General features: G+C 67.2%; 8 protein-coding genes. 5 read left to right on the top strand and 3 right to left on the bottom strand.

Features of this window, described 5'->3' with window-relative positions; genetic code table 11:
- Position 1: 1 nt before the first annotated feature.
- The 3 genes from ACIOC0_RS18370 to ACIOC0_RS18360 all read left to right on the top strand — a co-directional run bounded on the left by ACIOC0_RS18370 (position 2) and on the right by ACIOC0_RS18360 (position 5,968).
- Complete coding sequence (locus tag ACIOC0_RS18370; RefSeq protein WP_402156016.1) at positions 2–3,076, top strand: type I restriction endonuclease subunit R; 3,075 nt, start codon at positions 2–4, stop codon at positions 3,074–3,076.
- A gap of 1,151 nt (positions 3,077–4,227) precedes the next feature.
- Entirely contained in the window at positions 4,228–4,371 is a 144-nt protein-coding gene (locus ACIOC0_RS18365; protein ID WP_402156014.1) for a hypothetical protein, read from the top strand.
- Between the two features lie 193 nt (positions 4,372–4,564).
- Positions 4,565–5,968 (top strand): hypothetical protein, encoded by a 1,404-nt coding sequence (locus ACIOC0_RS18360; RefSeq protein ID WP_402156013.1) that lies wholly within the window; start codon positions 4,565–4,567, stop codon positions 5,966–5,968.
- On the opposite strand, the gene ACIOC0_RS18355 is transcribed toward ACIOC0_RS18360, so the two are convergent.
- The 3 genes from ACIOC0_RS18355 to ACIOC0_RS18345 all read right to left on the bottom strand — a co-directional run bounded on the left by ACIOC0_RS18355 (position 5,955) and on the right by ACIOC0_RS18345 (position 10,345).
- Complete coding sequence (locus tag ACIOC0_RS18355) at positions 5,955–6,476, bottom strand: restriction endonuclease (RefSeq protein ID WP_402156012.1); 522 nt, start codon at positions 6,474–6,476, stop codon at positions 5,955–5,957. The genes ACIOC0_RS18360 and ACIOC0_RS18355 overlap by 14 nt on opposite strands.
- Positions 6,477–6,719: 243 nt before the next feature.
- Positions 6,720–8,468 carry a UvrD-helicase domain-containing protein gene (locus tag ACIOC0_RS18350; RefSeq protein ID WP_402156010.1) on the bottom strand — a complete coding sequence of 583 codons (1,749 nt, stop codon included), beginning with the start codon at positions 8,466–8,468 and terminating at the stop codon, positions 6,720–6,722.
- Positions 8,465–10,345: an ATP-dependent nuclease gene (locus tag ACIOC0_RS18345; protein ID WP_402156008.1), complete on the bottom strand. Its 1,881-nt coding sequence runs from the start codon at positions 10,343–10,345 to the stop codon at positions 8,465–8,467. Before ACIOC0_RS18345 ends, ACIOC0_RS18350 begins: the two co-directional genes overlap by 4 nt.
- Positions 10,346–10,905: 560 nt before the next feature.
- Here ACIOC0_RS18345 and ACIOC0_RS18340 point away from each other — a divergent pair.
- Together ACIOC0_RS18340 and ACIOC0_RS18335 are read left to right on the top strand one after the other, a co-directional pair.
- Positions 10,906–11,826: an abortive infection family protein gene (locus ACIOC0_RS18340; RefSeq protein WP_402156007.1), complete on the top strand. Its 921-nt coding sequence runs from the start codon at positions 10,906–10,908 to the stop codon at positions 11,824–11,826.
- 40 nt (positions 11,827–11,866) lie between these two features.
- Positions 11,867–12,820 carry an abortive infection family protein gene (locus tag ACIOC0_RS18335; RefSeq protein ID WP_402156005.1) on the top strand — a complete coding sequence of 318 codons (954 nt, stop codon included), beginning with the start codon at positions 11,867–11,869 and terminating at the stop codon, positions 12,818–12,820.
- Positions 12,821–12,871 lie beyond the last annotated feature (51 nt).

The raw sequence follows: 12,871 nt of genomic DNA, 5'->3' as shown, positions 1-12,871 counted from the left end.
CGTGGGTTGGACAGAAGCGAGCACGATCCAGCGTTCACTGCTCGAGTGGGCGGAGGAGGCTGGCTGGGAGCGTCTCCAAGGGGACGAGTTGCCGCGTGATGAGCATGACGTCATTGTCGAGGACTGGGCACGCGCAGCGTTACTTGCGCTGAACCCGGAGCTGGTCGACGACCCCGATTCGGCGGACCTCGTGCTGCACGAGCTCAATCAAGTGGTCCTCGATGCGCACAACGGTCTCGTCGCGGCCAACGAGCGGCTGACCGTGATGCTTCGTGGCGACCACTCGTTCACGACGATCGACGGCAGGCACGTGCCTCGTCGGCTGATCGACTTCAAAGACCTCAGCAATAACCGGTTCACTGTCGCCGACGAGGTCACCATCAACGGTGCTGCCAGGCCGCGCCGGTTCGACATCGTCTACTACGTCAACGGGTTCCCGCTGGTCGTTGCCGAGACCAAGACACCGGTGAAGCATCAGGTCTCGTGGGTCAACGCCGCGAAAGACCTTCACGACGTGTACGAGGAGGAGTACCCGAACTTCTTCGCAACGAACGTCTTCAACGTCGCCACCGAGGGCCTGGAGTTCCGCATGGCCCCGATCCGTGCGATACCGGACCCCGACTCCGAGATCTGGGCCCCGTGGGGATCCACTGAGGACGACCCGAAGACCGTCACGGGCCCGGCTCGCGTCGAGCGGTCCGCGCGCTTGCTCCTGCGGCCAGAGACGATCCTGCCGATCCTCAAGGACCTGGTGATGTTCCGTCACGCTCGGGACGCCTCCGAGGTCGACATCAAGTTCTTGCCTCGTTACCCGCAGTTCGAAGCGGCACTGGCGATCCACGCCAAGGTGCTCGCAGGCCGTCCAGGCGGACTGATCTGGCATCACCAGGGATCGGGCAAGACCGAACTCATGGCGTTCGCCGCCGCCCGTCTGCTGCGTGATGACGCGGTGACGGGAAAGTTCGGGAGCGCGCCGACGGTCATCGTGATCGCCGACCGCAAGGATCTGGTCAGGCAGACGGCGGAGATGTTCGAGACCGCCGGCATGCCGCGGATGACGGTGCCCCGCAACCGGCGCGAGCTGCACGCTCTGCTGCGCAGTGGTGAACCCGGTGTGGTCATCACGACGGTGCACAAGTTCGCGGAGGCTGGCCATCTGAACAACCGGTCGAACATCGTGGTCCTCGTCGACGAGGCGCACCGCTCGCAGGAGGGGAAGTTCGGCGACGCGTGGCGCGCGGCGGTGCCGAACGCGAAGTTCTTCGGTGCGACGGGTACTGCGGTCCAGGACAAGAGCCGTTCGACGTTCAAGCTGTTCGGTGACCCTGACGATCCGGACTTCGTGATGTCGCGGTACACGCCGGAGCAGTCCATCGCCGATGGGTTCACCAAGCCGGTGATCGTGGAAGGCCGAGCTGTCGGTTTCAACCTCGACAAGGAGGCCCTGGACGAGGCCTTCGACGAGCTGGCCACGGAGGAGGGCCTGGACGAGGAGGAAAAGGTCTTCCTGTCGGGGAAGGCTTCTCACATCGAGACGATCCTCTCCAACCCCGAGCGCGTGACTGCCGTGTGTGCTGACATCGTCGACCACTTCCTCACCTACGTCGCGCCCCTGGGGCAGAAGGCTCAGGTCGTGGCCTACAACCAGCGCCTTGTGATCGCCTATACCAAGGCAATCGAGGCCGAGCTGGAGCGCCGCGAGGCCGTCATGCCGGACGGGCGGATGCGCGAGGTCGGCGTGGTGATGCACGTCGCCGACAGCAAGGAGACCCCGCAGGAGTTCAGGAAGCACCTGCTCACTCCGGAGCAGGAGGAGGCGCTCAAGCGCCGCTTCAAGAAAGTCGACGACCCGATGTCGTTCATCGTCGTCACCGCGAAGTGGATGACCGGCTTCAACGCGCCCATCGAGGGCGTGCTGTATCTCGACAAGCCCGCCAAGGACACGAACCTGTTCCAGACGATCACGCGGCCCAACCGCCCGTGGAAGAACCCTGTCACCGGGCAGCGCAAGGACTACGGGCGGGTCGTCGACTACATCGGGCTCGCGAAGGCCATCGGCAAGGCTGTTGCCGGTCCGGAAGTGAAGGACGACGACGAAGACGAGCTCAACGTCACCGACGCCTCCAAGCTGGCGGGGAAGTTCGTCACCGACCTCACGCGTCTGCTCCATCTATTCGACGGCATCGACACCAGCGACTCGTCGTTCGAGTCGCTCGCCGAGGCCCACGAGCGGATGCCCGAGGGCGGCAGCCAGCGCACAGAGTTCATCGAGACCTATGTAGCGCTGCAGACCGTGTGGGAGTTCCTCGACCCGCACCCGATGCTCCAGCCGTTCAAGCGGCAGTACTTCTGGCTCGCGAAGGTGTACGAGTCGATCCGGCCCAAGGACGTCTCCAAGACGTTCCTCTGGGCGCGTCTCGGGGCGAAGACCACTGGCCTGATCCACGGTCACATGTCCGATGTCGGCGTGAAGTCGATGCCGTCGAAGACAGTCACGCTCGACGCTGCCGGCCTGGCGCTGGTCAAGAAGATCGCCGAGCAGCTGAAGCTCTCCGAGCAGCAGACGCCAGAGCCGAAGTCCGATGACGTGTACCAGGAGGTCCTCGACTCCATCGAGGCGCGCCTGCGGCGTCGGCTCGCGGATTCGGAGAGCCCGGTGTACCGGTCGCTGGCCGAGCGGATAGAGAAGCTCCGTACCAAGGCGATCGAGAACGTCGAGGACTCGCTGGCGTTCCTCGAGGAAGCGCTGAAGATCGCTCAAGATGTGGTCGCCGCGGACCGGGCAGCGGAACAGGGCGACCAGAGTGCGCTCGACAGGCTGGCCGATCCCAAGCGCGGGGCGCTCACCCAGATCGTCGAGGAGAACACGCCACCGGGACTGCACAAGATCGTCCCCGACATAGTTTCGCGGATCGACTCGATCGTCGTCGAGGTCGCCTACGCCGGCTGGAACGCGAGTGACGCGGGCGACAAGCGCGTCCGTCGCGAGCTGCGTTCCGTTCTGAAGGAGTACAGCTTGCCGATCAAAGGTGAGCTGTTCGACCGGACGTACGAGTACGTGCGGGAGAACTATTAGAGGCGCGAGGGTCCTTCGAGGACCGGGCTTGGCAGCCTTACGGGGACGGGCTCGTGGCAGTGATCGGCGACATACGTTGCGCCGGTCACTGCGGGGCGTTCCTGGCGTACGGAGACCGGGCACGTGGACGAGGCGGGACGACGTGGCGTGCTGTAGCTGTCGCCTGTATCTCGGAGGAGCTGATCGGCTTGATCCTCCATCGCCCTGCGCGACGCAGGGCGATGGAGGCGGTAATGGCGGCTCCGATGCGGACCGCTTCCATCGGGACCGGGCGGACGGCGACCGCTGCTCGGATTCCGCACGTGCAGTCGTTCGCGGCTGCATCGCTCGGCCTGAGTGCACCGTGGGCGGGGCATTTACGCCTCAAAACAGGGCGCATGCCATGGATGCTAGCGGAGAAGCGATGGTTACCAGCCTCGCAGAGTGGAGCTCGGGTCGCTGCTGGTCGGTCGGCTGGGCCGGGCGCGAAAGAGCCCCCGAAGGGGCCCTTGACGTGAGGGTTAAGGCTCAGGCGGCCGCCGCGTTCGTGGAGCGCTCTTCGACGCATCCCCTCTCCGACCGCTGGCGCTCGTCTCCACCTCCCACAACGCCCATGGCCGGCTGCTGCTAGATGTGGACGTGCTGCGTGAGCAGGCCGGGGAACTGGCAGAGATCGCGGTCATGGCCGACGACGCCGCCGACTGGGCGTTGTCGAACCGGCTGACCGGCTGAGTGCGTGGGGCAGTGCTGTGCGCGTATACCTGCCGGATGCCGGCCGCACCGACCGCTGGCAGTGCCGCCCCCTGATCGAGGTCGACCCCGTCGACCCAGCTTGCCCTCGGGCAGATCACCGCACACCTGCGCCGAACCCACGTCCGATCTCCGCGCCGTCCCCCGGGCGGGCCAGCACCCGCCACGACGTCCGGCCGGCCTGGAGAACACCCGGTTCACCAGGCATCGCACCACCGCCTTGGAAGGAACAGATGATGAAGAAGACGATGCTGCTGGACTTGGTCCGACTCGCCGACTCTGACCTGCGCCATAGTCCGCATGCACGTGATCTTCGCCGGCAACCCCACCCTCAGCGTCCTGGGACCGGAAGGCCGCGAGCAGTTCTCCACCGTTGTCCTGGGACAGGTCCCCACCGGCACACCTGGCGCAGGTTGGCCCCGGTGGCTGGCCCCGCCCCCAAGGACCGCGGGCGCCCGCGCCGCGGCCGCGTCCACGTCGTACAGGGCGGCGACACTGTCAGCCAAGCGCAGGTGCTGACGCTGACCGACTACGAAGCCCTCGGGCGGGTCACCGGCGTCTGCTGAGCTGGGTTCGGATGCGTCACAGGCCCCTTGGGGGAGAAGACCCCCTTGGTGCCTGTCGCGGGATCTTCAACAACGCTGCGAGGTATGAGTCACGTGGTAGTCAGCTGCTGCTCGAACGGCGGTCGGTCGCTACTGGTTCCGCCGCTGGAAAACTGCTGCTCAGATGCGACTGGGGCCGCTACTTTCAGGCCGTATGAGCAAGCATCTCTCCCTGCGCGAGGCCGTGTTGTCGTGGCTCGAGTACGCGGGCGGTCTGTCCCCAACACCCCAGTCCATCGTGGTACTGATGCTCCAGCCCCACTGGGAGGACGTGGTGAGAGAGGTGGCCGCCGCAGCGCCTAGGGAAGAGCACCCCGACCTCTACGCCAAGATCGACGGAGACTGGGTCCCGAACTCCCGAACGCTGTTGGAGGAGTCGGGGCTGGGTGAGGCGGCACGTCTCATTGCCCAGGGCGTGCCGGTTCCCGTCTCCGAGGTCGCGGACAGCTTCGTCACCTTCTGTACTGGCCCGGCACCGGTCTCCGAGCGATGGCTGCTCCTCAACGGCACCTTCCCCCAGGGAACACGGATTCCGCTGGGGCGGCACACCTTGCAGACCTTCACTGCGGACGAACTCAATCAGACGATCCCGATGCCTGCGCTGAACGTCCTGCAGCGCCGGAGCCATGATCTCGACCTGATCACCGGCGCACCGTTTCTCCATGTTCCTGACCCCAGCCGCACCGTCACGCGTCGTCCGACCTGGTTCGACTTCACCGGCCCGCGTGCGGAAGCCCAGCACTGGCAAGCACTCCTTCCTCTGATGTTGTGGGACAGCGAACTTCTCCGGGTGGACTCGGTCTTCACCGTTGCGCGCGGACGCCGCTTCGATCTGAACCCCAGAGACGTGCCGACGACCATCCAGGTCTATGAAGGCCAGTACGGGAGAGAGGAGGAGGTTGAGGTCCGCGACACCGGAGCCTTCCATGTCCCGGCCGAATATCTTCCGGCCCTGGCTGACTTCTGCACCGCGATCTCGGCGAAGATCGACGCGATCATGGCAGGCGCGACCCACGAGCGGCGCATCCTCAGCCGGCGCGCCCGGCGACTTGAACGCGCAGCCCGGCACCTTCTGGCCGCTTACCAGCGCACCTACAACGACGACGGCGTCTGGGAGGTGGAGGCCGACGAACTCCGCCTTGACTACGTCATCGCCCTGGAAGCCCTGCTGATCAGCCCCAACGACACAGGCGGGCGCATCACCGCCAACATCCTCTCCCGCGCGGCTGCACTCTTTCTTACCCGTGACCACCAAGAAGAGGCCAAGGGTATCGTCCGACGTGCTTACAAGGCCCGATCTATCTATGTCCACGGCGACGTGATCAAAGACCAGACAGAAGAGGAGAAACTGAAAGAGCTGCGAAATCTCCGGCTCCTCACACTGCAGGTCATCCTGCGCTGGCTCATCCTGACCCCTTCCGACACCGAGGACCTCGCGCCCCTGCTCGATGCTGCCGTCCAAAGCACAGGCCGCGAAAACCACATCAGCCAGCCCCTGCGCGCCTTCTTCACCACTACCCCGCCACGCAACCGGCCCGCCGACGTCACCGCCACCTGACCCCTGGGGGAAGCCGCCCGTCGCAAGGGAAGAAGCCCCCGGCGGCCGCTGGTGCAGAGCGGGCCGCCGGGGGCCTCATGCGGGTCGCCCGGAGCCGACGGGGGAGGAGGTGCCGGGCGACGATCAGGGGGGAGACCACTGCGGTCGTCTCCGCGGCGGGTGCGGTGCCCTGGAGCCGGTCCAGCCGTTCGTAAAGCGCGCGCAGTATGCGGGCCTCGTTCTTCACCCGGTGCAGGTTCCGGGACCTCAGCGGCAGTCGGCTGTCGGCCTCGCCCAGCGCGATCTCAGCGAGCAGGCGCCGGCCGTCGTCGTCGGGCAGTTGGCCCGCGCACGCGCGGACATCGGCGGCGACCGCGTGGGCGGCCCCGGACGGCAGCAGCCCGACCTGTTCGTAGTCGTCGGACCACGCGAGCACCGCCCGGACCACACGCTCGCGCGTTACGCGATCAAGAGGCAGTTGCGTGTCGATCCGGCCTTCGGGGTCGTACAGCACCGTGTGACCGTTCATGACACAGACGCCTTCGCCCGCGAGGCGGAGATGAGATCCCGCAGATGGGCGGCGAACCGGTCGGCCGCAACGAGCACCGACGGTGCGTCGCCGCGCGGGTGGCTGACCCAGTCGGCCGCGGCCGAGGAGATCTTCGCTGTGCGCTCACCAGTGCAGTCCGCGAGCTGACGACGGGATACAAGCAGGGTTCTTCCACGTGTGGTCCGGCTCCATATCGGCGGGCCGGACAGCTTGAAGCAGGTCTCATACGACGCGGACCGGTACTTGGCGCTCGGTCAGCAACTGGGCCAGTGCATCGGTCTCCTCTTCCAGCAGGGCGATGGCGGCCAAGCGGCGGGCACGGGTGACAGCGACGTACCACACCCGCAGCACCTCGTCCGTTGCCGGATCGCCGGTGGCCCAGCGCTGGACGCTTCCAGCATCGGGCAACAACAGCAGAACCCCGTCGGCCTCATCGCCCTTGAGCTGATGGACGATGTTGGTGCGCATGCCGGTGGCCACCTGGCGACGTGCCACGGTGGGAACTCCGGCGGGGCGTCCCTTCTTGCCCTGCGGCGCCGCCCCGGGCAGAGGAGGCCAGGCCTTCATGGCTTGCCACACCTGCGGACCCCACTTCTTGTGGGGCGGGGGCAGGCTATGCAGGAACGCGAACGCGGAGCGGTTGACCTGGTTGGCCGGGAGACTGTGGGCGGCGCTGATGCGGTCGGGGCCGCCGGCTTGCTCCGGATACCAGTAGCCGAACAGGACACGGGCGGCGATCAAGCAGGCCCGCGCGAGGTCCTCTCCGGAGGCGCCCGGAGTGTCGACGGTGGTGCGGGCCCAGGCCAGGCTGGTGATGGCGCTGGTATCGGGTTTCTCCCGGTTGATGCCCGGCAACGTGGCGTACTTGAAGGCAGTCACCAGGCAGTCCTGCGCCTGGACGGCGTACTCCTTGGCGAGCGTACCGAAGGTGTCGAAGAGACTGGCACCGCTTGGGGCATGCAGGTGACGGCCACCGGAAGCGGCGAACCGGGCAGGCAGCAGCAGGACCGGGGTGGCGTCGTCGCGTACGACGGACGTGTCCGGCGGGCGCTGCCCCGTGCGTAGGGTGGCCGCAAGTCCACAGATGACCGGGGAGCTGCGCCAGTTGCCCGTCAGCGGATGAGTGGTGGGTGAGAGCCCTGCTGCGAAAGACCGAAGTGCCTGGGGCTCGGCCCCGCGCCAGGCATAGATGGCTTGGTCCGGGTCGCCGACGAGGACCAGAGGCAGGCCGGCGTTGTGTAGTAGCTGGAGGATCGCCAGGTCGGCGGCGGAGCAGTCTTGCGCCTCGTCCACGATGACTTCCGAGAATCGGGAAAGCAGCGGAGGCAGCAGTGTGGCGGCGGCCTTGGCGTTGCGCAGATTCCACAGGGCCAGAAACCGCGCCTCGTGCCCTGTGTGGTACCCCTGTTCGCACCACGACTTGCGCGTGTCGAAGATCCTCTTTTCCCATGCGCGGCGGCTGTAGGAGCTGGCCTCGATGAGCTGGCGGGCCTCGTAGCGGAGCTTGTCCCAGGCCACTGCCTCGCCTGCAGGGTTCTGCGAGGGATCGATGGTCATGGGGAAGCGGTGCAAGGAGATCACCCGGTCCACGTCCTCGACGGGAGCCTTGACGCTTGCCCACGACTCCAGCAACCGGGGCACGGGATCGGCCACACGCAGCGGCTTGACCAGGAACTCCCACAGGAACGAGTCGAGGGTGCCGATGAAGTGCGGTGCCTGGACCAGGTCGGCGCGGCCCGTCTTGCGGCAGCGGCGGATCATCTGATCCCGCGCCACCCGCGTGAACGAGATCAGCGCCCGGCCCTGCCGCAGCCGTCGCCGGGGCAACTGCAGATGGCGGCTGGTGATCACATGCGTCTTGCCGGCGCCCGGGCAGGCCGGAATGAAGGCAGGCGCCGGCACGGCCACGGCAGCCTGCTGCTGCGCTTCGGCACGGGCCCGCACCGGCGTCGCTTGCCCTGGCCCGGTCACGGCGCGCCCACCGCAGCGGCGCCGGTGCGGTCCGTGGCCGCGACGAAGCGGATCGCGTCCTCCAGGTAGGCAGGCACGGTGAACGCCACCGCCGGGTTGGCCAGAACGTCGGCAAGCTCCTGGGCGAACCGGCCCTTGGAGATCTTTGTGCCCTTTGTAAGCTCTCCGTCCGGGCTCGTGACGGTTCGACTGGTCTTTGTGACGAACAGTTCCCCGAACGCCAGAGCGGGATCCGCCGCCTTGACGACCTGCTCCCAGCGCTTCTGCGAGCGCGGCGCGCAGCGCAGGAACGCCGCCCGCAAGGCGGCGATGTTGTCCTGCGACCACAGAGCTGGCTCCAGCGTCCGCGGCGCTGCAGCTAAGTGCAGCTTACCGGGAGAACCCCAGCGGCGGGGAAGCTCCCGCAGCGACTCCAGCCGGGGTGGTTCCGGCTGATCGGGCGCCACATCCGTATCGGTGATCAACGCCACCCGCTGCCCCAGGCTCATGCCGTCCACGGGCGCCAGCAGCACCCGCAGGTAGACCTCGAACCCGACGCCGTCCACGATCACCCGGGTGGTCCCGAAGAACCGCTCCAGGGCTTCGAACGCCTCCCGGTTTGCCTTGATATCGGCACCCTCACCGGCGGCCAGGACACGCCCGGCCAGGGCGGGCAACAGAAGAAGCTCGGAGATGCCCTCCACCAGGATCGCCCGGGAGGCGAACAGCAGGGCACTCTTGGTGGCATCCAGGTAGCGGTCCAGATGCCGCACCCGGTCCGGACTCAGACGCAGCCGGGGGATGGGCAAAGGCCGTGCCTGCCAGCCCTCGGACAGCTCACCCGGCCACCTGGCCATGACCACCAGGTCCTCCACACTGGCCGCGGCCGACAGGATGGGGGAATGCGTGGTGACCACCACCTGCAGGTGTCCGGCAGGCTCTACCGGATCCCCCGCAGACCGGCGGCGCGAGGCCTTCGCCCGCCGCTGCAGATAGCGCAGCAGCAGAGTCTGCAGCTGCGGGTGTAGGTGCGCCTCGGGCTCCTCCACCAGCAGCACGGTCAGATCGGCCTCCGCCGCCGCGTCCAGCTCCGCCATCACCGTGGCGATGAACAGGGTGTTGGCATAGCCCAGCCCCGACGCCACCAAGGGAAACGGCTGTACAGATGCATCCCCCAGCAGCACACGCAGCGAGCGGGCGATCGACGCGAACGTGGGCTCGGCCAGAGCCAGTTCGCTCTCCTGGGGATGCGCGCCGACAGTCAGGTCCCGTAGCGGTTCGTTGATCTTCTCGCTGACCTTGACCACGTCCCCATCTGCGGCCACCTTCTTCAGCTCGGTGCCGATCCGCTCCACGAAGGCATCGACCTGGTCGTCGTCCCCCAGCAGACCGCGAAGGATCATGCGCACCCGGTCGCCGCCAGCCGAGGCGAGCTCCCGCTCCGCATCACGCAGCGCCGGCAGATAGACGTGCCGCACACCACCGCGCGCCGGAGGCTCTCCCGTCACTGGAAGGCCTGCGCCCTGCGACCAGGCGGTGCTTCCGCGCCGGCCGCCCGTCTGCGGCGGAGTCCAGGACACCTGCCACCGCGCAGTGCGGTTGTCGGGAGCCCCTTCGCGCAGCAGCGCCTCAAGGTAGGCGCCGCTTTGCCCCGCATGAATGTCGGCTAGGTCCATCTGCAGGCTCGGACCACCCAGATCGGCTGTGGTCCTCAGGACGTCGGACTCCTCGAAATACCGCACACGGCGCCCGTCCAGCGGGTCCGTGAGCAGGCGCAGTGCATCGATCACGCTGGACTTGCCCGCGTTGTTCTCCCCGACGAGCACTGTCACTTCCGGCCTCAGCGGTATCTGCACCCGCTCGCACGACCGGAACCGCTCCACCAGCACCTCGGACACATACACAACTCGCCCCCGTCCCCGGCACATCACCGTGCTCAGCAGCAACGGTGATCAGCAAGAGATGGTAGTCCCAGCCCGTTTCCGACCGGGTGCCGTCTGCACAAGTCGTCGTCGCTGGGGTCGGCGAGCAGCCCGAACCCCGGCTCGTCGTGCAGTAGGGACGGCGGGCAGCCGTTGGCCGCATACGGCCTGGTTGCGGTCGGTCGGAACTGCTCGTGAGGTGTTCTGAAGCGGCGAGGACGGTTTCGGGCACCGAGGTCTCCCGGGCGGTGCGCGGAGCCGCGGTGCCTCCCGCTAGGACGTGAGCGCGGCAGGGTGGCGTTGCGGGTTTCCGGCCGTGGGCAGTCCTTCCCGTGGATGTTGGTCTTGTGGACCGCCTCGTGCACTCTTGTGACGGCAGCCGCTGTGACCTGGGTGACGCTTCTGAACCAGTTGGAGGGCTTTGCGGGCGCTCCCCGCTCGGGCCGTGAGGCGTGACGCCGCGTGTCTCCGGCCGAGCGTCGGTGAAGGGTGAAAATTCCGGGGTCTTGCGCATGCCAGCCCCGTAATCTGCCTATATGGCCGCCCCTGATCGTGAACTGCTCTCCCGGACCGCCCGGAACGCCGTCCGGGGACTGATGAGCGGTCTCGTGGCAGGGGCGATCGGCGAGTACTGGGAGAACGAACACTTCGCCCAAAACCCTGACGCCACTCCCGGCGAGGGCGGCGTCCGCAAACAGCTCTTCGACTCCTACGCCGCGTCCGTTGACTGGACCGACCACGACCATGTGACCCGGGCCCTGCGGGTATTCGAGAGCATGCTGCGCCGCCTCGACCGCGAGAGCCGAAAGTCCGGCGGGGACGGCTTGCCTGCCGACACGGTGGCGGAGCTGCGAGAGGCGTTCGCGCGGGACGGTTGCCGCCTGGACGATGAACTCCGCCTGCACACCGCCCGCATTGACCACCTGGTCGTGCACGCCGACGCCCTGTCCGAGGCATCGGGCATCCACGCCGAACTCGAACGGCTCCGCAGATTCGGGGCCGATTACCCCGACGACGCGATCGGCGCTGCCAAGCAGCTCATCGAGGCCACCGCCAAACTCGTACTGCTCAAGCGCAACTTGCCGGTCGACGAACGCCAGGACCTGCCCGCGCTGATCAAGCAGGCTCAGCAGGCCCTTCACCTCCACCCTGCGGCCGTGCCGACGGCCCGCAACAGCGGGAGCCCGGACAACGCCGACAGCATCAAGCGCATCCTGGGCGCACTGACCTCGGCTGCCATCGGTGTCGCCGAACTGCGTAACCGGTACGGGACCGGCCACGGACGGCTGGCGGCACCCACAGGACTCGGCCCCCGGCATGCCCGCTTCGCCGTCGGTACCGCCGCCACCTGGTGCGAGCTGATGCTCGACACCCTCGCCGACCCCAACGCCCCCTGGCGCAAGGCGGCCCCCGCACTGACCCCGCCTGCGAGGAACACACCCGCAGCCTCAACCTGAGCCCGCGCGAGCTGGAACTCCTCATAAGAAAGGGCAGCCGGTGGCACCACAGCAGCTCACCGTCGTCACCCGCCAGCGCCTCATCGACCTCTTGGTCGTCGAGAAGGTCTGGTGGTGGGGCGCTCTGGACGAGGTGAGGTTCCTGGAACGCCTGTACGACCTGGACGCTCTCGAAGGCGATGGCTACCGGCGTCTCACGGCCAGAGAAGACATCTGGCAGCACTGCATCAACAACGACGACTGGCCGCCGGAATGGGTGTTCACGGACTCCCGCTTCGGCCTCAGCAGCGACTCTCCGCAGCCGCTCTTGAACTTCCTCGCCGAAATGCTCCACCCCGTGGTGCGGCGTGACCCGGCCGAGGTCCAACGTCTGGCCGAGAAGCTCAACGACATCCTCACCAAAGACGGCTTCGAGCTCTACCCGACCGAGTACATCAGCGGGCTGCCGGTGTATGCAGGCGGACCCCTCGCGTCCTTCCACGGCGCCAGACCGGACTTGAAGTTCGAATCACGACCGCTGCTGTCCGACCCCCGAGTGCTCCACGATCATCAAGAGCGCATCAGGGCCGGCCTGGAACGCGACCCGGCCGCAGCGATCGCCTCGTGCAAAGAACTCGTCGAAAGCCTTTGCAAGATCATCCTGGAGCACCAGGACATCGAGTTCCCGCCCGGTGAAGACCTACCGCCGCTGTTCAAGCGCGTCACGACGCTGCTAGGCCTGAACGCCGACGCCGTGGCCGACCACGCCAAGGCCAGTGCCACGGTGGTCAAGATCCTGCGCACACTCACCACGACGGTGCAGGGCCTGGCCGAACTGCGCAATCAGCTCGGACTCGGCCACGGACGCACCGCACCGAGTCCAGCGCTGACCCGCCACGCACGGCTGGCGCTGAACAGCACCGTGACCGTGACGGAGTTCGTGCTCGACACCTGGCAGGACCGCATCGATCGAGGAAAACTCCCACCCCTATCTCAGCAACCTCGGGCCGAGTGAAGTGGGAGTGCAGTGCCGTGAAGCTGTATTGACCGGTGTTGTGTTCGCTTG

It is taken from the genome of Streptomyces sp. NPDC088254, from assembly GCF_044740925.1.
Lineage (GTDB): Bacteria > Actinomycetota > Actinomycetes > Streptomycetales > Streptomycetaceae > Streptomyces.
The sequence above is the reverse complement of the archived record's forward strand: the minus strand, read 5'-3'. Positions and strand labels throughout refer to the sequence as shown.

Coding starts and splice junctions, on each gene's coding strand:
- ACIOC0_RS18360 (WP_402156013.1), top strand. CDS start 4,565: ATGAGCAAGCATCTCTCCCTGCGCGAGGCCGTGTTGTCGTGGCTCGAG.
- ACIOC0_RS18355 (WP_402156012.1), bottom strand. CDS start 6,476: ATGAACGGTCACACGGTGCTGTACGACCCCGAAGGCCGGATCGACACG.
- ACIOC0_RS18340 (WP_402156007.1), top strand. CDS start 10,906: ATGGCCGCCCCTGATCGTGAACTGCTCTCCCGGACCGCCCGGAACGCC.